The sequence below is a fragment of the Streptomyces sp. NBC_00829 genome (assembly GCF_045161795.1).
Taxonomy (GTDB): Bacteria; Actinomycetota; Actinomycetes; order Streptomycetales; family Streptomycetaceae; genus Streptomyces.
In genome coordinates this window covers 357,232-378,595 of the sequence record NZ_CP108867.1, presented here as the reverse complement: position 1 = coordinate 378,595, position 21,364 = coordinate 357,232, and the positions used below count along the sequence as shown (strand labels likewise).

Sequence of the window (21,364 nt, the reverse complement as noted above, 5' to 3'; positions counted from 1 at the left end):
TGGGGAACTCGGCTTATCCGTCCTGCGGTTGCGTCCTGTGTGCCAAGTATCTGCATGGTCAAGGGGTTTGAAGGTGCCGCACCCCGGTGGAGGTTCCGCCGAAGGGATCTCCACCGCGGTCCCGCGCCTGCGCGCTGAAGTGGTCACGGTCGCGCTCTGAACAGGTCCTGACGCCCGCCGAGCTGCCGGTGTGCGGCGATGAGCAGGTCCCGTTGGTCGCGCCCGGAGAAGCTGCTGCGTCCGCCACGCCGGACGTCGTCCCTGCGGTTCGGTAACCCGTGTCCCGGATCTCCGGGGTCGAAGCATCAAGTAACGGAGCAGGTAATTTCACGCTGGTGCCCCGAACGGGACCGGCTTCATCCTTCTTCCAACAGCCCATCATCAGACGGTTGAAGGGGGGTGCTCCGCCTGTGCCACGGCAACCGTTCTGAGACTGCCCCCGCCATCGGCTACGTGCCGGCGTCAGCCGACCGGGCAGTCGGCGCACCGCGTTGTTCTGCCCGGTGGCCGAAGAGCAATCTCGTCATCGGCAGGCACTTCACCCGCTCGGGCAATGCCCGACTCAGGAGCCCAAGCCGTCAAGGCGACACCCATCAGACCGCGATCCTCACGCTCAGCAGACGCTCTCTCCTACAGGAAGCAGGAACGGTGTTGTTACGTCATGCCATGCCCCGCTGGCGCCTACTAGGACTCATCCTCTCCGCCGTGCTGGTGGTGACCGGAATCCATATCGTGGTGCTGCAGCAGGCGCCCCGTACATCCGCAGCGCCCACGGCCGTCCACACCACGCCACCCGATCTGAGCAAAGGAGATGCTGATCCGCGCGCGAGGTTGATCGGTAAGCCCGGAGACGCGACGCAGAATAGCCTCGAGCTCCTGGTGTACGAATACACCTTCAACGGGCAGAGCACCGGAATTGGCGTGTATCCGGGGGTGGTGTTGAAAAACGGCAAGGCGATCGACAATGCCCAGGAGTGGCCCGCCACGAGGGCGGCTGGACAAGACGCTCAGGATTTTCTGGACCGCATATGGGCAGAACTCGATGAGATTGCGTCCAACCCCGAGGGGGTGCGGGCGCTCAAGGCGATGGGTGAAGCCTCTCCCTTGAGGCCGGCTGGCAGTGCTGGGCCTCGCACGTTCTACAACGTGAACGATCCTTCCTCGGCTCCCTCTGTCAAGTCCGTGATCACCCGGGCTCCTCCTGGAGAGGACTACGAGGCGGTGAAGCTTGGGTATGACAGGGCTTCAGTGTCCCTTGACGGTTCTTGGCCGAGCGAGGGTAGCGGATGCGGTGCAAACTTCATCCAGGTTCCGGACTACATCCAAGGAGCGTATACCGAGAAAGGAAAGCTCTTCGGAATACGCTCTGCTACGGCGCTCTTCCACGAGATTCTTCACTCGTTGAGGGGCTTGCTTGGGTTTGCCCCGGCAGACTCCAAAGGAGAAAGGGTATATGTAGAAAACACCGTGGAAGATCCAAGCGATCCCACGGCGGAATGGAGAGTGCAAACAGACGCCGAGGAACTCATCGCGCATGGCGGTAGATCAGGACTGAAGGCGGCTTTCGGCAGCAGGCGATGGACGCTCGGGCTCATGCTCAACTCGGATCAGTACGCCGCCAAGGCGATCCGGATTGCGACCGCCGCAGCCAAGGCCAACCCCAGCGACCAGGCAGTCGCGAAGACGCTCGACGTCCGCACGGGCATAGGCAACAATCCGATCTCTGAAACCACTTTCGTCAAAGCAAGTCCCATCACTCAACCGCACCGCCCCACGTACAACAGACCACCCAACCTGCCCTCTCGTCGTTTTGCACTCGTGAAGGACGCGATCTGGCGCGCGCTGAAGCAGGCTGACTACGACACCCCGGAGAAGAGCTCCTCTCTCACGGAACGAGTTGCAGCCGGATCTGCTTGCGTCGCCGGAACGCCATTGGCAGGTGGCGACTGCGGCTCATCGAGGCGGGCGACTGCCGAGGAGATCAAGGAGTCGGCTGATTTCAAGGCTGCGGAACGGGAGGGGAAGGTCGCCCAGGAATCTCCCGAGTCGCTGATCGTTCGAGACTTGCCGGCGGAGCAGCTTCCGGTATACGCCGAAGCGCGGGTGAAGGCTGCCATGGCGGAGTACGAGGCCGCCCCGTCCGGGTTCAGCCCCGGCGAGTTCGGGTTCACCTCGGACCTGAAGGTGGCGATGAAGAACCCCGCCATGATCTTTCAGCCGTTCGGCGGAGCCACATCGGCCAAGGGTGTGGCTCCCGCGCGCCTGTCGAAGAACTTGACGAAAGGCTGGGGGGCTTTCAACAAGGCAATGACGCCGGCCATGGCGTACATGTGGATCAACTCGATCACGGAGGCATTCAGCCAGGACACCAGTGATCTGACCAAATCGGCTGTGGTGCTGGCGCCGGTTCCGGTGGTCGGTCAGTTGGTGGGCATCGCTGACTCGGTGGAGAGGAAGGACGGCGTAGGCCTCGCGGTGAACGTGCTGTACCTGCTGGCGGAAGCGTCGGAGTTCGCGGGACAGCCGGAACTTGCCATGATCTTGGGGGTCGTCGCACTCGTCACGCAAATCGTCGCCGGAATCGTGGATTGGGCGAACGGCAAGAGCGAAGTCGACAAGCAGATCGAAGGCCGCGACAAGGCGTGGCACGAGACAATGAAGACGAAGGTGTTGGAGAAAAGCATCCCGGCGCTGCTCGAGGCTGCGCAGAAGGCGTTCGACGCGGCCCAGAAGAGGTTGATGTTCGGTGCCTACGCGACGATGGCGCAGCTGAACGCCACGGCGGAAAGGGCGGGAGATTCCGCGGTCATGGAAGCGGCTCGGACTGCGAACGCCCGGACCGTGGCCAACACGAAGGCGTCCGTTGAGTCGCTGCGCAGCGGGTTCATCAACGGCGTGCACCAGGCGGTCACCGAGCTGTTCCGCTCGCTGAACAAGGGCACAGGATCCGATGTCTTCACCAAGGCATACTTGGACAAGTCCGCCTTCCCGGCCTGGTACAAGGGCACCTGGGTCCCCAAGCAACCGAAGACCTGCAAGACAACCGGGGGGTTTGCTCCCTGCGGTGCTCCGGACGAGCGGAAAGGAAGGGCTGAATGGGACAAGGATGTCGCGCCGGGGGTACTGGCCAACACGCCGAAAGACCTGTTCACCGCAGGTGACGTGAAAGATGCTCAAGACGCGGTCGACAGCCAGTTGAACGAGGGCAAGATGTTCGCTCCGCTGTCCATCTCGGACACCATGCCCGTGGCGCCGATTGGTTTCATCCCCTGCGCGGACAAGGGGGGGACATGCGCAGGCATCGAGGGCCGCACCGGACAGGTCGCCTTCGGCGCGGCCGGCAAGTACATCACCACGGCTTTGCCACCCGGTGGTATCGCGTGCAAGCCTTCGTCTTTCCCCACCGATCCGAACCCGTCGGCCCACGAGTCGTGCTTCGTACCCGCGGAGGACAACAGGAGTGGTGGCGACGGCGGATCGTGGCTGCCCTCGGTGGGCGGATGTGCCGACGAGCGGGAGAAGTGCACGGTTGCCGGCACACAGGAAGTGGCCTTTGGAACCGGAGCACACTGGATCGTCAAGCCGGTCACGTCCTCGGTCGCCTGCGACAGCAGTGAGGAAGGATTCGGCGCCGACCCTGCCCCGGGCAAGGCCAAGGAATGCCGTGTACTGGCGGGTTCGCCACCGGGACACGCCGGCAATGCCGGTGGCCCGTATCAGGCGTGCGCGGTGCAGGGTGAGCACTGCCACGTCACGGGCAAGGTCAGACTGGCCTTCGGCGCCCGTATCTCCGACGAGGAGCGGGGCTGGATCTACAAGGACGTCGATGGGGACGCGTACCCCAACGGCGTGCCCTGCACCACGTCGACGTTCGGCAAGGATCCCTTGCCCGGAGAGGCGGAAGGCTGCTATCTCGCCAATCCCCCGGCCCAGTTCACCTACTGCTCAGGTCCCGGCGGGACCTGCCCGGTGCCCGAATCCGGAACCTACCAAGCGGCCTACGGCGGCAACGGATCCTGGGTCGTCAAGACCGTCCGGAGCGGGAACTTCGCCTGCAACGACGCCACCTTCGGTGAGGTGGCTGTCGTGGAGAGCGGTCTCAAGGACGCCCACAAGTACTGCTTCCTGTCCGCCGAGAACCACGACCTGATCCTGGGCCAGGAGACCCAGCACGAGGGACAGAGCGTGGGCGTCGACTGGGCATCCCACGCTTGCGCACGTGAAAACCACGACTGCAAGGTCGACGGGCCCGCGGGGCTGGCCTTCGGCACCTACGAAATCGGTCATGGGACTGGCACGTATCTCGTCAAACAATTCGTCCCCCGGGCCGACCAGACCGCGACCAACTGCGGGTTCTCCAGCTTCACGCCCCGTGACCCGCAAATGACCGTTCCGTACTGCTTCCTTCTCACCACACCGACCCTTGGGTTCGACACGACCCAGACCAATTTCACCTACAGGGAAACCAAACGCACCAACCCCCCTGTCGCCCCCGGCCCTGGGCCGAAGAAGCCCGACCCCGACCCGCACACCGACCACGGCAAGGCCTTCGGTACGGGCTTTGAGGCGGCTGACGCGAAGCCGACCTGGACCGACAGTGCGGACAACGACAACGGAGGCGTCGACAACGTCTTCGGAATGAAGGGCGGCCCGGGGCCGGTGACGAGTCCACGCACCGGCGAGCGCGCACACACCGGTACGGGTTCGCTGATGTACGCCGGCTCGACCCGGGGCGGCATCAGCAACGCCCACGCCTATCTGAAGATCTTCGACCTCGGTAACAAGCCGTTGAGTATCGGCAAGGCGAAGACCCTCAGTTACTGGATCTACCCGAAGAGCGCGGACAGGCGGGACAACATGGACTGGCCCGTCAACAACAGCAACTGCGCGGCAGTGGATCTGGTGTTCACCGACGGAACCACACTGCGGGACTCCGGCGCCGTTGACCAGATGGGCAATTCGGTCCACCCTTCCGCCCAGTGTGCTTCCCTGAAGCCGAACGAGTGGAATCACATCACGGTCAACCTCGGCGCCAAGAACAGCGGCAAGGAGATCAGCCGGATCAACGTCGGCTATGACCAGGACCATCCGGGCAACGCCGAATACAGCGGCTATCTCGACGACATCACCATCAGCTGATCCTGACACAGCCCAAGGCACAGAGCCGCACTCGACGAGTGCGGCTCTGTGGCGCCCGGAGGAGCAGCGCACCCTCAGCGGCCGGGCGGGGTCGTGTGTCGAAGGAGCGCACACCGGTGGGCGGTCGCTGCCGCCCGCAGGTGCGGCGACGGCAGCGCCATCGCACTCCCGTAGGTTCTCGACCTCGGCCACCAGCTGTCGTGTGTCGGCCCCGAGCACCGACGTCGTCCCAAGACCCCGGTCACATCATGTCGCGTTGAGTGCCGCTGTGGGGTCGAGGCGTGCGGCCCGGATCGCGGGGTAGAGGCCGGCCAGCGCGCCGATCAGCAATGTTGCGCCGAGGCCGCCTGCCAGGCTCCACGGCGGCACGACCGCCGTCCAGCCCTGGGACTTGGCGTAGGCGTACGTCGCCGCTGCGCCCAGGGCCGCTCCGCCCGTACCCCCGACGGCGGACAGCAGCAGGGATTCGGTGAGGAACTGCAGCCGGACCGCGTTCCTGGTCGCGCCGAGGGCACGACGCAGGCCGATCTCCTGACGGCGTTCCAGAACGGAGATGACCATGGTGTTGGCTACTCCCACGCCGCCGACGAGCAGGGCGACCGCGCCGAGGCCGAGCATGAGGGCGGTCAGCCCCTTGTCGGTCGCCGCCTTCGCGGCGAGCGCGTCGGAGGGGCGGGAGACCTTGACGGACCCCTCGCCGCCGGGGTTGACGGTGCGGGCGAGGACATCTCGTACGTCCTCCACGGATGCGTCCGTCGAGCGTTCGAAGATGGTGGTGGGGTGGCCGTCGAATCCGAAGTACTTCTCGGCGGCAGGGAATCCGATCATGGCGACGCGGTCGAGATTCGGGACGAGTTCGATCGGTTCGAGGATGCCGACGACCACCACGTACCGGTCGTTCATCATGATCTTCTCGCCGGGTTCGGTGATGCCGAGCCGCTCCGCGGCGATCGCGCCGAGCACGGTCACGGGCAGGTGCTGATTCGCCCCGTCGAGCCAGACACCTTTGTGTGTCGTGGCGTTGAGGGCCGTCAGCAGATCGGGGCGGGCGGCCTGAGTGGTGACGCCTGCGAGCCGCTCCTCGGGCACGAGGTCGCTTCGGCGGATACGGGTTTCCACATCGGCCGTGGCTGTCGCGTGCTGTACGGGCCCGATGCGCTCCACCATCGCGACCGCGTTCTTCGGCAGCTTCACGTCGTTGCGCTGGATGTCCTTGCCGGCTTCCGCGGAGAGCAGGTTGGTACCGAGCCGGTCGAGGCGAGCCATCAGGTCGGCGCGGCTTGAGGTGGACAGACCGATGACGGCCACCATCGTGGCGATTCCGATGGAGATGCCCAGCGCCGACAGCACCACCCGGGCACGGCGGGCGTGCAGGCCCACGGCGCCGGTGCGCAGGATGTCGGCAGCGGAGAGCCGGGCAGGCCGTAGCTTCTCCGGGGCTTCGCTGTCTCTCATCCGGCCACCTCTCGGGCACGGGATCCGGAGACGACGGCGCCGTCGCGAAAGCGCACGCGGCGGGGCAGCGAGTCGGCTATGTCGTTGTCGTGGGTGATGACGCAGACGGTCGTGCCGGTCGCGTTGAGGCCGTGCAGCAGCTCCATGACGATCTCGCCGGAAGCGGTGTCGAGGGCCCCGGTGGGTTCGTCGGCCAGTAGCAGGCGAGGCTCGCCGACGATGGCCCGCGCGATGGCGACGCGTTGCTTCTCTCCACCGGACAGCTCGTGGGGTCGGTGGTCGAGGCGATGGCCGAGGCGAACTCGCTCCAGGGCTGCCCTGGCGCGGGTTCGGCGCTCCTTTCGCCCGGCACCCGTGTACAGCAGTCCGTCGGCGACGTTGTCGACCGCGTCGCGGCCCGGGGCCAAGTGGAAGTGCTGGAAGACGAAGCCGACGTGCCGGGCCCGGAGCGCGGACAGCTGGGAGTCGGAGAGGCCGGTCACCCGATGTCCGGCGATGCGGACCGTGCCTGAGGTCGGCCGGTCCAGGGTGCCGATGATGTTGAGCATGGTCGACTTCCCTGAGCCTGAGGGGCCGACGATCGCGAGCAGTTCCCCCGCTTCGACGACGAGGTCCACGCTGCGCAGGGCGTGGACGCCGCCCGGGTAGGTCTTCGTGACGTCCTGCAACTCGACGACCGGGGCCTCGGGCACCTGCGTGGCGGGTGTGGTCTTCATGACGCGGCCACTCCGACCTTGAGACCTTCGCGGAGGTCTGGACCGCTGACCTCGATCTGTCCGTCGGTCGTCATACCGGTCTCGACCCGCACCATCGTGGTGGTGGTTCCGCTGACGAGCTGGAGCCCGTAGCCGCCGTTCTTCCCGCGGAGCGCCACGACGGCCTCGACGGGTACGGCCAACACCCCTTTGCGGCTCTCGCTGATGAACTTCACGCTCGCCGTGCCTGCCGCGTCCGCCGGGGCCTGTGTTCTGCCCTTCAGCGTCACCTCGACCGTGATTCCCTGTGTGCTGTCACTGTCCTGTCCGGATGCGTCGGACCCGGACGTCTCGGTGCTGACGGTGCCGGACACGCTGCCCGTCACCGTCTTGCCGTCGGGCAGGGTGACCTCGACCTTGGTGCCCTTGCGAGTCAGCGCCGTGTCGCCGATGTCCAGTTGGGCGCGGATGACGGGTGTCGTCGAGGCGACGGTGAGAACGGTCTTGTCAGGGCCCACCTGGTCGGCGAGCACCGCGTCCGCGGAGACGATCTTGACTCGGTCCGGCTGGAAGACCACGTCCCCCTTGCCGACCTTGCCGGTGGCCGTGCGGTTCAAGGACTTCTGCCACCTCTTGACCGCGGCCTCGGTGGCTGCGTCGAAGCGGGGGTCGACAGAGAGCCCGGTCCCGTAGCCGAGGTCCCGCAGGTTGCGCTCCAGCTGCAATACGTCGGTGCCCCGGTCGCCGGTCTTCATATCGCGGAACATGGGTACCTGGCCGTAGAGCAGCGTGACCGGTTTGTCGTTCAGCTCGTACAACCGCTGGCCCTGTCGGACCGTGTTTCCCACGTGCGCCGCGACGGTGACGGTGCCGTCGCCGACTGCCTTGACGGCCCGGCGGTTGGCGAACCCGAGTGTGCCGTCGACGGTCTTGCTCTGTACGAGATCGGTGCGGATGATCTCAGCAGTGGAGGGTGGCAGGTCCGGACCGCTTCCGTCGGTGTGCGCGCCGGAGCCGCCCAGGGCCGGCACACCGGCGCCGACAACCCCGGCCACGACAATGACACCTGCGGCGATCACGCCCGTACGCCGCTTCACTGCATGCCGTCCAGGCCGTCGAGCAGCTTGTCCTTGCACGCTTCGCGTGCCTGCTTGTAGGCGGGAGACTCCGGGTCGATCTGCGGCGAGACGGGGTTGGGGTCGCCGCCGGGTACCACGCCGCCGCCGGAGAGGGTGGGGTTGGTGAACTTGGAGACGCCGTTCTCCCGCATGCACTTGGCGTGCGCGAGCATCGCCTCGTAGTCCTTCTGTGTGTTCCGCGGCGGAGCAAGGGCGTCGGCCGCGAGCATCTTGTCAACACAGGGGCCGCCTTTGGCGCCGTAGACCTTCTGGTTGCTGCGGCCGATCTCATCGATCTTCGTCCAGTCCAGGTAGCCGCTCAGTTTGGGATCGGGGAAGTTCTTCACCCCGCCCTTGCCGCGCATGCACTGGACGTACGTCATCTGTGCGTCGTAGAAGGCACCCTTGCCGCCGGAGCCCGTCTTCTCCGTGCCACCGTCCGGCCCTGGGGTCTTGGAGCCGCCCGGTGACGGGTCGTTCGGGACCGAGGCGACTCCGTTGTCCTTCGAGCCGGTTCCGTTCTCATCGGCACATGAGACCGTCAGGAAGAGGACCGGAGCCGCTACGAAGCAGGTAAGTCGCGTGCGTGAGCGCGCGCGGAGGGCGGCGCGCGCTGCTGGGGGCTGAGTGCTCATGCCGCCACGCTGGAGGAGCCACATGATGAGCCCTCCATGGGCACATGATGAGAACGTAACAACGCCCTCTTCGGCATGGGAGACGGCCCGTCGCCCCGGGTGGCCTTCCGCTATGGGTGCGGCTCCGCTGCCGAGTCGGGTGGGGTCTCGCTGACACGGCCGGACCCGGTCCGGGCCTGCGGCCGATGGCGTGCCCGTCTCAGTGCGGCACCGTGCCGAACCGGCGCTCGGGCACCGCACGGGGCTGCCGAGAGCGTGCGGGATACGTCAAGCTCAACTTCCAGTTCTACGGCGTTTCATGTCGGGACTTCGGTGGTTACCCTTCGGTGTGGCGCGCCGAACTCTTCGGGGGTGTCTGGGTAGCGATCGGGTCAACTCCCGGTATCGGATTCAGGTATGTTCGAACTCCGAAAGCCCCTTATCCCAGCCGTAGTTGTTGCCGGACTCATCGCGGGCACCACCGGCTGTTCGCCCCTCGACGGCGCCGCCGCTGTCGATGCGCAGGTCAGAGGCACCCCCGGCGCGGAGGGGGTCGGGGACTCTATTTTCCCTCAGGCCGGCAACGGCGGTTATGACGCAGCGCATTACGCCCTGGACCTCACGGTCGCGCCCAAGTCGAAAACGGTGCTCTCCGGCACCAGCACCATGACGGCGAAGGCGACTCAGGACCTGTCACGCTTCAACCTCGATCTGTTGCGACTGACGGTCAAGAAGGTCACGGTCAACGGCGTGAAGGCCACGTTCCGCCACAAGGGCACGGAACTCACGATCACCCCCGCTACGGTCATAGCCAAGGGAAAGCCGTTCAAGGTCGCCATCGCCTACGGCGGCAACCCCCAGAGCCTGCCGGGCCTCATACCCGGCTCCCAGGACGGATGGATCAAGACGGACGACGGCGCCCTGGTGATGGGCGAGCCGCTCGGTGCGATGACCTGGTACCCGGTGAACAACACCGTGCACGACCCGGCGACGTACGAGGTTGCGGTGACCGTGCCCTCCGGCCTGACCGCGGTCTCCAACGGCCGCTACGTGGGCAAGAAGAGTGCCGGTGCCGGCAAGAACACCTTCCGCTGGAACAACAAGAACCAGACCATCCCCTATGCGACCACCCTCGCCGTGGGGAAGTTCGTACTGCAGACAGGGAAGACGAAGTCCGGAGTGCCCATCGTCAACGCGGTGGACCCCCGGCAGCGCGCCGCATCACGCGAGATCCTGGGGAAGATCCCCACGATCGTGGAGTGGGGCGAGAAGCACTTCGGTCCCTACCCCGTCGACTCGGCCGGGGCGATCATCGACCACGCTCCGAAGGTGCCTGCCGCGCTCGAGACCATCGGGCGTCCTCTCTACGGCAGGGCGCCGAATAGCACGGTGATGGCCCATGAGTACGCCCACCAGTGGTTCGGTGACTCGGTCCGCTTCTCCGACTGGTCGCAGATCTGGCTGAACGAGGGCTTCGCCACTTACGCCATGTGGATGTGGGACGAGGAACAGGGCCTGGCGACCACGCAGAAGTGGTTCGACAGCGTCTACCGGACCCCTGCGGACAACGCACTGTGGGCCTTCCCGCCCGGGAAGCCCACCAAGGCGAAGGAGCTCTTCGACGATGCTGTCTACTACCGAGGCGCCATGGTGCTGCACAAGGTACGGCAGGCGGTCGGCGACAAGGTCTTCGGCGAAATCCTGAAGACATGGACGGCCGAGCACAAGAACCGCACCGCGACGATCGAGCAGTTCATCGCCCTCACGGAGCAGAAATCCGGGAAGAAGACGAGGCCGATATTCGACGTCTGGCTGTTCGGGAAGGGCAAACCCGCCACCCCCTGAGCCGACGAGGCCGCTTCACCAGAGAGTCGACAGCACCTCGTTCAACCGCAGGCTCACCTGCCCCGGCGCCCCTTCGCTTTCATCGGCGACGGGGCGCTGCCCTTTGTGCCTTCTCCGCCTCAAGAAGCTTGAGGAAGCGCCCGCGGCTGGGTGCCGGGCCTGAGTTGGATGGTGTCGTCGTCCTCGATGACGTAGGTGGGATCTGTTGACTTCTTCCATCCCACGCGCAGCAGGTGGTACCGGTGATCACGTTCGATCAGCAGCCGCAGTCCGCTGAAGCGGTACCGGTAGTGCGCACCGCGTCCCAGCTCCTTGACGCGCGGTCCCGGCGGAACAATGCTCAGCGGGTCGCTGCTCAGCACGACCTCGGCCACGCTGCGCACCACCTGGTCCGCGTCCCGGCGTTGAACACACCTTCGCAGGGGGCGACTTGGTGTGCCACGATCCCGCGCCGCAATCTGCCGGAACTTCTCTCATGCACGTGCGCTGCGGAAATGACATCCCACGGAATCGCGACAACAGCCATTGCGTACGCATGTCTTGACAGGGGGCTGCCGAGCGCCCACATTAGGCCAAGCCTGTTTGGCGCTGTTCAGTTTCGTTCGTTTTCGTGCTCGCGACTTTTCCGTCCCCCTGGAGCCTCCTCGTGCAACTCCGCAACCTCCGGCGCCGCCGCGTCCCTGCGGCGTCCGCCACTCACGGATCGCTCCTGACCGGGAAGGGCAGCTCCGGCAGGCTGCGTGCGGCGGCGCTGTGCACAGTTGTCGTCGCCTCGTTAGCTGCTCCGATGTCGTCCGGGGCAGCGGCCGATACCGTCTTCCAGAGGGTCGTCGACGTCACGAGGTTCGGCGCCGACCCCACGGGCAAGAAGGACAGCGCTGCCGCCGTGGCGAAGGCCGTGCGGTGGGCCAAGGAGGTCAAAGGGCCTGTGCGCGTGGTGTTCCCACGCGGCACCTATCAGATGTACCCCGAGCGGGCCGAGAGCCGGGAGCTGTACCTTTCCAACACAGTCGGAGCCGATCAGAGGTACCGGGACAAGCGGATCGGCATCCTTGTCGAGGACATGCGTGACGTCACGATCGACGGCGGTGGCTCGCACCTCCAATTCCATGGGCTGATGACCGCGTTCGCGGCGATCCGCTCGCAGAACGTGCGGATCCGGAACTTCAGCTTCGATGTGACGGCTCCCAAGGTTGTCGATGCCACCGTGAGCGAAACGGGAGTCTCGGGCGGTCGTGGATACCGGGTGCTGAGCATCCCGCCCGGCAACGGCTTCACCGTGGCGAACAACCAGGTGACCTGGCTGGGCGAGAAGAGCCCTGCCACCGGTCAGCCGTACTGGTCGGGCGTCAACGGCATGCGGTACACGCAGATCCACGACCCGGCGGTGAAGCGCACCTGGCGCGGTGGCAATCCGCTGTTCACCAACGTGGCCTCGATGACGGACCTGGGTGGCAACAAGCTGCGCATCGAATACTCGACTGGCACGGCACCTGCCGACCGGGGGCTCGTCTACCAGATGCGTGAGACCACCCGCGACACCGCGTCAGCGTTCTTCTGGGAGTCGAAGGGCGTTACCGTCCAGCACCTCAAGGCCCGCTACCTGCACGGATTCGGCTTCCTCGGGCAGATGAGCGAGAACATCACGATCCGCGGCAACGAGTTCCGCACCGATCCGGCTTCCGGACGCAGCACGGCCGGATTCGCCGACTTCGTCCAGATGTCCGGCGTCAAGGGCACGGTGAGTATCAAGGACAACGTGTTCGACGGCGCGCACGACGACGCCATCAACATCCACGGTACATACGTGGAGGTCACCGGCCGTCCCGCGGACAAGGCGCTCACGCTCGCTTACAAACACTCCGAGACGGCCGGGTTCCCGCAGTTCCACCCCGGCGACAGCGTGGAGATCGTGGACAAGCGGACCATGGTGGCCGTCCCCGGTGTCGCTGCCAAGGTCGAGTCGGTCGACGGTCCTTCGGGCCAGGACCACAACAAGCCCCTGACCACGATGAAGGTCACCTTCGACACGGCCATCCCGCCCTCGGTCACCGCAGGGAACTTCGTGGTGGAGAACACCACCTACACGCCCAGGGTCGACATCCGCGGCAACACCTTCCGCGATATCCCCACCCGCGGTGTGCTGGTCACCAGCCGCAAGCCCGTCGTGGTGAGGGACAATGTGTTCGACGGTATGCAGATGGCCAGTATCTTCATCTCCTCCGACGCCTACCAGTGGTACGAGTCCGGTCCCGTCCGGGACGTCCTGATCAGCGAGAATACTTTCGTGCGCCCTGCGAGTCCCGTGATCCTCGTCGAGCCCACCAACCAGGTCCTCGACGCGTCGGAGCCCGTCCACCGCAACATCCGAATCCAGGACAACGACTTCCGGATCGGCGATGTCCGACTCCTGGAGGCCAAGAGCGTCGGTGGCATCACCTTCAAGCGCAACGATGTCTTCCGCCTCGACCGCAACACCGCCTTCGCCGCCCAGGCCAAGAACATCTGCCCAGCACGGGGCACCCGGACACAGGTGCGTACCGTCGCCACCGCCTCGCCGTACTCCACCTCGCTGTTCTCCTACCGCGGCTCCTCCGCAGTCCGCATCAAGAACAACAACTTCGACAACGGGCTGAACCTGCGCGCCGACCTCAACACCACCGACGCCTCTCAGGTCACCACCGATGAGGTCACCACCAACGGCACCGACAACATTCGGTCCCTGTTGCCCTCGATCCGCTATGTCAGCAGCAGGCCGGCTGTGGCCGCCGTCGATCGGAACGGCAAGGTCACCGCCAGGAGGGTCGGCACCGCCACCATCACCCCTGTCACGGACAGTCAGGTCGGCGAAATCCATGGCACACCCGTCACGCTCAAGGTCGGGGCAGACCCCGCGTCCCCCGCCTGTCTTACGCCTCCCACGCTCAACACCGCCGCGTGGAGCGTCACCCGTGACCAGGCCGACCATCGCTCGATCCGCTCCGACGGTGCTCTCGCGCTCACTCCCACCGGCAGTGGGTTTCTATGGGCCGGCCAGAACAGCAGCCGCAACCTGGTGCTCACCACGTCCGGGAACGGCGAGGGCACCGCGACTGTCAAAATGACCGGACGCACCGCACGCGGTTGGATGGAGGCTGGCTTGCTCCTCTACCGAGGCGACGACGATTACATCGCTCTGCAGCGCAAGCACAACCACGGCACACCCACCATCACCGTCAGTTCCGAGACCGATGGCTCGCCCACGGAACCGGCCCGAATCTCCGACCCGGACCAACAGGACGTGTGGCTGCGTCTCCAGCGTTCCGGGAACACCGTCGCCGCCTCGTACTCGCTCGACGGCACCACCTTCATCCCTGTGGGCGGGCCGATCGACGCCGCAAGGCTTTCAACCGCCCGCTTCGGCGTACTCGCCGAGGTGGAGAACCCCTCCGCCACTGACACCCCGTTCTTCTTCGAGGACTTCACCATCAACGGGACGGCGGTTCCCTTCTCGGGCTGGTGATGTCGGCGAAGGTTCCGGATCCGCTACCTGGTGCCACCCCCGCGAGGAGGTGTTGTGGTTCGCCGTCGCATGCAGCCGACGCGAAAGGCGCCCTGGGCTTGAGCTCGGCTCATTGATGAACCGCTGACGGGGCCTCGGCCAGCCTTGGCGGCGGCGGGTGCGGACGTCCCCGCTGGGTGAGGCCACTGCCCAGCCCGGTGACTGAGGCCGTGGGACGGCGACAGCCGAGACAGGATCGGTCAGTCCTCCTACTGGCGCTGTACTGCCGTTGATCCGCGCGGCTGGCTTGGGGTCAATGCGCCGGGCCGGTGAGCACGTGGGGGAGATCGGTTCCCAACAGCTCGGTTCCCGGGACAGGGCGGAAGCCCAGGGCGGTGAAGAACGCCGTGCGCGCGTACGCATCCTGCCGGTCGGGCCACAGGACGACGAAGCGACGGCCCGCGGACGTCTCGTCCCGTGCGAATCGCCGAAGCAGCGCAGTGCCGATGCCACGCCGTCGCATTGACGGATGACACAGGATGAAGTTGACCTGAGCCCACGGCCTCGGAATACGCGGAATGTCCACGGCAGCCTCGTAGCGCAGCGTGCCCTCCAGCCACCCCACGACTCGCTCGCCCCTCAGCGCCACGTACTGAGTGAACACATCAAGGCCGTTCTCCTGTAGCTCCTTGGCCACGTGGTCCCAGCCCTCGGCAACGAGCAGTTCGTGCAGCCCGGCACGGTGCGGGCCCGCCAGACGGACCACCTCGATCTCCATCACCGCAGGCTACGGGGCACCCGGGTACCGGTGCCGCTCACTCGCGCCCGCCCCGTGCCTTCATGGCTCATGACGTACTTTCCGGCGCTCGGCATCAGGCCGGGGCGCACACCTCGAAGACCTTTCCACACAGGGCGAGCGTGACAGCCTCGGCCTGACGAAGCCGGAGGACACACCGAAGCCGACGCATGAGAGTTTGGCTGGAAGACATCTCCAGTTCATATGTGACGGAATGCGGCGGGCCCAGGGGGCGGGGCAGGTCGATGGTGGGGGCCCGAGTCTGGACCTCCCCGGCGGCGGTGGCCTCCGCGTGAGGCGTCTGCGCGGGTGCACACAGTCCCGCCCCCGCCGACACTGAGTGTGTGGTCCACCCGAGCCATGGAGCTGGGCCGATCGTCCCCAAGAGGGGGCCAACCGCCCCTCCTCGCCGCCCAGCGCAGGTGAGACGGTGACGTGAGCGACACTTCCGATCAGCCGGATGAAAGGTGTGGGCACGATGGAGCTGCCCCTTGTCGTGGGTGTGGACGGGTCGGTGCCCAGTCTCGGGGCTGTGGACTGGGCGGTGGACGAGGCGGCGCGCCATGGGATTCCCCTGCGACTGGTGTACGCCTCCCTCTGGGAGCGCTACGAGGGGGAGACACCCTCGGACAGCCTCGACCGGCCTTCAGACGAGACACTCGCCGACACCATTGTCGGTACCGCCGCAGAGCGCGCCCGTCGACGTAACCCGGGTGTGAAGGTGGCTGCCGAGGTACAGCCGGAGGAAGCGGTCGCCGCGCTCCTGAGGGAGGGACGCAACGCCTTCGCCATCGTCATCGGCTCTCGCGGACGCGGGGGTATCTCCGGTCTGCTGCTCGGCTCGGTGAGTCTCGCGGTGGCCGCACGCGCCCACTGCCCGGTGATCGTCGTACGCGGCGACGAGGCCGCCGTGGCGGGCACCCATGGGCGGATTCTGCTGGGCGTCGGTGACCTCGCCGCGGGCTCCAACGCCGTGCGCTTCGCCTTTCGTGAGGCCGAGGCGCGCGGCTGCACCCTCGATGCCGTACGTGCGTGGCGCCGACCCGCGCACGAGGCGCTCGACCACCCCTTGGTCACCGGCGACGCCTCGACGTTCCACGAGATGCGGGCTGCCACCCTGCTCGACGAGGCACTGGGCAAGGCCGGGGACGATCACCCTGCGGTCCGGGTGCACCACACCACCGTGGAGGGGTCTGCCCGCAAGGTGCTGTTGGAGCGATCGGCAGCCGCGGACCTTCTGATCGTCGGAGCCGAGCGTCGGCAGGGGCACTTCGGCCTCGAACTCGGCCGTCTGGCCCACACGGCGCTCCACCACGCCCCATGTCCCGTGGCCGTCGTGCCTCAGCGGGTGTGAGCCCGTGCTGGCCGCCCTGGAGGCCGTGGAAGCGGCGGTCTTCGACACCGACGGTGTGATCACCGATTCGGTGGGGATGCACGCCGCAGCCTGGAAGACCGCCTTCGACAGCTGTCTGCGAGAACACCCCCCGGCGGCCCCGGAGCAGAGACGTCCGTTCGACCAGCGCGAGGACTACCTCCAGTACGTGGACGGCAGGTCACGGATCGACGGAGCCACCTCGTTTCTCGCGTCACGAGGCCTACGGTTGCCGGACGCCACCGTGCAGGCGGTCGCCGCGTTCAAGGAGAGGCTCTTCACCGAGCGGTTGCGTGAGGGCGGAGCCGAGGCCTACCCGGGGACGGTGAGAGTGATTCACGCGCTGCGCCTGCGTGGGGTTCGTCTTGCTGCGGCGTCCGCGTCCCGGCACGCGGGTGAACTCCTTGCCGGTGCTGGGGTGCTGGACCTCTTCGAGGTGCTCGTCGACGGCGGAGAATCCGCCCGTCTGGGCCTGCCGGGCAAGCCCGATCCGGCGCTCTTCCTGGAAGCCGCCCGCCGGCTCGGTGCGACTTCCGGGCGCACGGCGGTGGTGGAGGATGCGCTCGCCGGGGTGGAAGCGGGACATCGGGGCGGGTTCGGGCTGGTGATCGGCGTGGACCGCACCGCCGCACCGGACAGAGCCGCCGCACTTCTGCGGCACGGCGCCGACGTCGTCGTCCGGGACCTTGCCGACCTGCTCGACGACGGCGCGGACGACGCGAGGGACCGATGATGCCGGACTGGACGTGGGAGTACGAGGGCTATGACCCCGCAGCCGAGCGGCGCAGGGAGTCGTTGTGCACCCTGGGCAACGGCTACTTCGCCACCCGCGGAGCGGCCCCCGAGTGCTCGGCCGACTCCGCGCACTATCCCGGCACGTACGCGGCGGGCTGCTACAACCGCCTCACCTCGAACATCGCAGGACGGCGGGTTGAGAACGAGGACATGGTCAACCTGCCCAACTGGCTGCCCCTGCGGTTTCGCATCACCTCCGACGAGCAAGCAGTCCCTTGGTTCACTCCGGAGAACACCACGCTGGGGGATCACCGTCTGTCGCTGGACCTGCGCTCGGGAACTCTTGATCGCCGCCTTGTCTACGAGGACGCCGCCGGGCGGCGGCTACGCGTGCGCCAGCTGCGGCTGGTGCACATGGCCCATCCTCACCTCGCCGCCCTGCGCACCGAGTTCACGGCCGAGAACTTCTCCGCGGAGATCGAGGTGGAGGCTGCGCTGGACGGGACGGTCACGAACTCCGGAGTGGAGCGCTACCGGCAGCTGAACGGCCGGCACCTGACCCACGTCCACACGGGCACCGCCCCTGGGCACACGGTGTGGCTGCGCTGTCGCACCAGCGCCTCCGATATTCGGATCGGGATGGCGGCGCGCACCCTCGTCGAGGGGCCGCTCGCAGACATCGCCGTTCACCACGGCCACCACCGCGCCACTCAGTCGCTGCGCCTGCCTCTCACGCAGGGCGACACCACGACCGTCGACAAGACGGTGGCCGTGCACACCTCCCACGACCCGGCCATCAGCGACCCGCTGCGGGCGGCGATCGACGAGGTGAACCGGGCGGCCGACTTCGACGGACTCCTCGTCTCGCACCGCACGGCGTGGCTGCAGCTGTGGGAGCGAGCAGCGCTCGACGTCCCCGGGGAAGCGGGACGTATCCTACGGCTCCACCTCTTTCATGTGCTGCAGACGCTCTCGCCGCACACCGCCGACATCGACGCCGGTGTTCCGGCGCGAGGGCTGCACGGCGAGGCGTACCGCGGGCATGTCTTCTGGGACGAGCTTTTCGTGCTGCCCTATCTCAATCTGCATTTCCCCGAGGTGTCCCGTGCCCTGCTGGAGTACCGGCACCGGCGGTTGGAACAGGCATGTGTGGCCGCCCGTGCCTCCGGACGGGCGGGTGCCCAGTACCCGTGGCAGAGCGGGAGCGACGGCCGTGAGGAGACCCAGCACCTGCACCTCAACCCGCGGTCCGGTCGCTGGCTGCCCGACCACTCCCGGCTGCAGCACCACGTCGGATCCGCTGTGGCCTACAACGTGGTGCGGTACTGCGAAGCCAGCGGGGACACGGAGTTCCTGCACGCCAAGGGCGCGGAGATGCTGCTGCAGATCGCCCGGTTCTGGGCATCGTCCGCCACGTTCGACGAGGGACTCGGCCGGTACCGGATCCGCGGTGTCGTAGGCCCCGACGAGTATCACGACTCCTACCCGGGCTCCGAGGGACCGGGCCTCGACGACAACGCGTACACCAACGTCACTGCGGCCTGGGTACTCGCTCGCGCCCTCGACGTCCTTCGGGGCCTGCCCGAGCCTCGTCGGCGCGAGCTCTTCGAACGCACCGTGCTGGGCGAGGGCGAACTCGCGCGGTGGGACGACATCTCCCACAAGCTGCGCGTCCCCTTCCACGCCGGAGTCATCAGCCAGTTCGAAGGATACGGCGACCTCACGGAGCTGAACTGGGACACCTACAGGGCTCGCTACGGCGACATCCGCCGACTCGACCGGATTCTGGAAGCGGAAGGCGACACGGTCAACCGCTACCAGGCGTCGAAGCAGGCCGACGTGCTGATGCTCGGCTACCTCTTCTCACCCTCCGAGCTCCGAGGGCTGTTCCGCAGGCTCGGACACGAGGTGGACGAGCAGACCTGGCACCGGACCGTCGACTACTACCTGCGGCGCACCAGCCACGGGTCGACGCTCAGCGGACTCGTCCACGGATGGGTGCTGGCACGTGTGCGGCGGGCCGAGGCCTGGACGTTCTGCCGGGAAGCGCTGGAGGGAGACATCGCCGACCTGCAGGGCGGGACCACTGGCGAAGGCATCCATCTCGGCGCGATGGGCGGCACCCTCGACCTCGTACAACGGGGCCTGACCGGTCTGGAGACACGGGCCGGGGCACTGTGGCTGGACCCCGTACCCCTGCCCGAGCTCGGCGAATACAGCTTCGCCCTGCGTTATCGGGGCCACTGGGGTGTCCGGCTCCGTATGCGGCCCGGAGAGCTCGAAGTCGGCGTTCCGGCGTCCGACCGGGCCCCGATCTCCATCGAACTGCGTGACCGGACGGTCAGCGTGGAACCGGGTGAAACCTGTCGGCTGACTCTGCCGGAATGATCCACCTGCCCGGCCGGCCTTTGAATGATCCACCTGCCCAGCCGGCCTTTGTCAGGGGCGTGCGGTTCACCGGTGTGCGACGACGGCGACGGGTGCTGCCGAGTGATGCAGGACCGCGTGGGTGACCGCACCCATGTGCCCCGCGAGCGGGGAGTCGTCCAGACGCCGCCCGACGACCACGAGCTCGGCGTCCTCGGACGCGTACACCAGTTGCTGAGCGGCCCCGCCGAAGAGTGCCTGCTCGACAACGTTCACGGACGGGAACTTCTGCCGCCAGGGCAGCAGCATGGCACTGAGCCCGGCTGCGTTTTCCTGGCCGACGTCCACAGCCGCATAGTGCGTGTAGACCAGCGGCATCGCCCAACTGGAGAACACCCGGAGCGTGGTGGCACGCCTGGCTGCCGCATCGAAGGCGAACGCGATGACCGCGTCGCAGTCCTTGCGGATGTCGACTCCGAGCACGATGTCGCGGTACTGGTCGAAGCCCCCGGCCGGCCCTGGGCCGGATGACGCGTCCGCCTCTCCCTTCGCCGCTCGTACGACCACGACCGGCTGCTCGGTGGCTGTCACCGTGGCCAGACCCACTGAACCGACGAGGAAGCCCGTGACCCTGCCGAGCCCCCGGGAACCGAGTACAAGCAGGTCTCCCTCACGTGCTGCGGCTGCCAGAGCGGCGGCGGGCCCCTGCCCGGAGACTCGGCGGGTGACCATCTCCAGCCGCGGATGGCGCTGCCGCAGCTCGGTGGCTGCCTTCTCCAGCATCTCGTCGGCCCAGGTTCGCCGCATCGCAGGGGTGATGGCGGGCCGGTCCACCGCAGGCGGTCCCTCCTCCGCGTGAACGAGGTGCAACGAAACCTCGCGCAGTACTGCCTCCCGCGCGGCCCACTCTGCGGCCGCGAGGCTTTCCGGTGTGCCGTCCAGACCGGCAGTGACATGAGCCGTCATGATGTGGACCTCTTCCGGTTGGATCTTCGCCCGGAGGGACGTGTGTCTCTCCGCGGCGCTCACTGTGGCCCCGCTTCCAGCGTTACCGGCCGTATGCCCCCGCGACGAGGGGCCAAGGGGCCCCCGACCGGGCCGAACGGCCCCACCAGCACCCGGGCCGGATCGGCCGGACCCTCGCCGGCCGTACCTCGGCCGTCTCACTCCAACGGCCGCGTGCCCTCTCGTGTGGACAGCTCCGCCTGGCGGACTGTCCCGGAGGCGGGCAGCTTGGTGTGGGGGCAGCAGAGAGGTGACGGGTATGAGCAGCAGTGATGCGACACCCCGCGTCGTTGTCGGCGTCGACGGCTCGCAGTCGTCGCAGGCCGCCCTGCGGTGGGCTGTCAAGCACGCGGGCCTGGTCGGAGGTGTCGTGGACGCGGTCTGTGCATGGGAGCTGCCGGGGATGCACGGGTGGTCGGCACCCGCGGTGGACACCGACTTCGACGAGGAGCTGGCCCGTCGGCAATTCACCGACGAGATCCACGCGGTGCTCGGCGACGGGCCGCCCGTGAAGGTGCGTGAGCACCTCACGCGAGGCAACCCGGCCGAGGTTCTGCTCGCGGCAGCGGACGGGGCGGAAGCCCTGGTGGTGGGCAGCCGCGGGCGGGGCGGATTCCGGAGCCTCCTTCTCGGGTCCGTGGGACAGCAGTGCGCCACGCACGCGACGTGCCCGGTGGTCATCGTCCGACCCGTCCACTGAGGCCATTCGCAGCGGAATCCGCTCCGCGGGAACGCTCCGCGC

14 protein-coding genes are annotated in these 21,364 nt (G+C 67.1%); 7 read left to right on the top strand and 7 right to left on the bottom strand.

All coding sequences use genetic code 11. The features are described from left to right. Positions 1-705 precede the first annotated feature (705 nt). Positions 706-5,139 (top strand): hypothetical protein, encoded by a 4,434-nt coding sequence (locus OG293_RS01585; protein WP_405996917.1) that lies wholly within the window; start codon positions 706-708, stop codon positions 5,137-5,139. A 246-nt stretch (positions 5,140-5,385) separates the two neighbouring features. Here the strand turns inward: OG293_RS01585 and OG293_RS01580 are convergent, their stop codons facing one another. From OG293_RS01580 to OG293_RS01565, 4 genes are read right to left on the bottom strand one after another with little or no spacing between them, the layout of a single operon-like run. After that, positions 5,386-6,594, bottom strand: coding sequence for an ABC transporter permease (locus OG293_RS01580; RefSeq protein WP_405996916.1), 1,209 nt, complete (start codon positions 6,592-6,594; stop codon positions 5,386-5,388). Continuing rightward, the gene (locus OG293_RS01575) at positions 6,591-7,310 is read right to left on the bottom strand and encodes an ABC transporter ATP-binding protein (protein ID WP_405996915.1); all 720 of its coding nucleotides are present in this window, start codon (positions 7,308-7,310) and stop codon (positions 6,591-6,593) included. Before OG293_RS01575 ends, OG293_RS01580 begins: the two co-directional genes overlap by 4 nt. Further along, a complete protein-coding gene (locus tag OG293_RS01570) occupies positions 7,307-8,386 on the bottom strand; it encodes a peptidoglycan-binding protein (protein ID WP_405996914.1) in 1,080 nt (359 codons plus the stop codon). The genes OG293_RS01575 and OG293_RS01570 overlap by 4 nt, the downstream gene beginning before the upstream one ends. Further along, positions 8,383-9,042, bottom strand: a complete 660-nt coding sequence (locus OG293_RS01565; protein ID WP_405996913.1) for a hypothetical protein — start codon at positions 9,040-9,042, stop codon at positions 8,383-8,385. The genes OG293_RS01570 and OG293_RS01565 overlap by 4 nt, the downstream gene beginning before the upstream one ends. A gap of 396 nt (positions 9,043-9,438) precedes the next feature. Here OG293_RS01565 and OG293_RS01560 point away from each other — a divergent pair, with 396 nt between their 5' ends. After that, on the top strand, positions 9,439-10,866 hold the full coding sequence (locus tag OG293_RS01560; RefSeq protein ID WP_405996912.1) for a M1 family metallopeptidase: 1,428 nt from the start codon (positions 9,439-9,441) through the stop codon (positions 10,864-10,866). A gap of 119 nt (positions 10,867-10,985) precedes the next feature. Here the strand turns inward: OG293_RS01560 and OG293_RS01555 are convergent, their stop codons facing one another. After that, a complete protein-coding gene (locus tag OG293_RS01555) occupies positions 10,986-11,240 on the bottom strand; it encodes a hypothetical protein (protein ID WP_405996911.1) in 255 nt (84 codons plus the stop codon). A gap of 272 nt (positions 11,241-11,512) precedes the next feature. Between OG293_RS01555 and OG293_RS01550 the strand changes: the two genes are divergently transcribed. After that, positions 11,513-14,368: a DUF1349 domain-containing protein gene (locus OG293_RS01550; protein ID WP_405996910.1), complete on the top strand. Its 2,856-nt coding sequence runs from the start codon at positions 11,513-11,515 to the stop codon at positions 14,366-14,368. Positions 14,369-14,660: 292 nt separating this feature from the next. On the opposite strand, the gene OG293_RS01545 is transcribed toward OG293_RS01550, so the two are convergent. Next, positions 14,661-15,125 carry a GNAT family N-acetyltransferase gene (locus OG293_RS01545; RefSeq protein WP_405996909.1) on the bottom strand — a complete coding sequence of 155 codons (465 nt, stop codon included), beginning with the start codon at positions 15,123-15,125 and terminating at the stop codon, positions 14,661-14,663. Positions 15,126-15,621: 496 nt separating this feature from the next. Here OG293_RS01545 and OG293_RS01540 point away from each other — a divergent pair, with 496 nt between their 5' ends. Genes OG293_RS01540 through OG293_RS01530 form a run of 3 tightly spaced genes read left to right on the top strand, consistent with a single transcriptional unit; the run spans position 15,622 to position 19,638 of the window. Continuing rightward, complete coding sequence (locus OG293_RS01540) at positions 15,622-16,497, top strand: universal stress protein (protein WP_405996908.1); 876 nt, start codon at positions 15,622-15,624, stop codon at positions 16,495-16,497. Between the two features lie 4 nt (positions 16,498-16,501). Then, positions 16,502-17,248 (top strand): HAD family hydrolase, encoded by a 747-nt coding sequence (locus tag OG293_RS01535; protein ID WP_405996907.1) that lies wholly within the window; start codon positions 16,502-16,504, stop codon positions 17,246-17,248. After that, the gene (locus OG293_RS01530) at positions 17,248-19,638 is read left to right on the top strand and encodes a glycoside hydrolase family 65 protein (RefSeq protein ID WP_405996906.1); all 2,391 of its coding nucleotides are present in this window, start codon (positions 17,248-17,250) and stop codon (positions 19,636-19,638) included. The genes OG293_RS01535 and OG293_RS01530 overlap by 1 nt, the downstream gene beginning before the upstream one ends. Before the next feature lie 66 nt (positions 19,639-19,704). Here the strand turns inward: OG293_RS01530 and OG293_RS01525 are convergent, their stop codons facing one another. Beyond that, positions 19,705-20,583, bottom strand: coding sequence for a universal stress protein (locus OG293_RS01525; RefSeq protein ID WP_405996905.1), 879 nt, complete (start codon positions 20,581-20,583; stop codon positions 19,705-19,707). A 298-nt stretch (positions 20,584-20,881) separates the two neighbouring features. Between OG293_RS01525 and OG293_RS01520 the strand changes: the two genes are divergently transcribed. After that, positions 20,882-21,322 carry a universal stress protein gene (locus tag OG293_RS01520; protein WP_405996904.1) on the top strand — a complete coding sequence of 147 codons (441 nt, stop codon included), beginning with the start codon at positions 20,882-20,884 and terminating at the stop codon, positions 21,320-21,322. Positions 21,323-21,364: the final 42 nt, after the last annotated feature.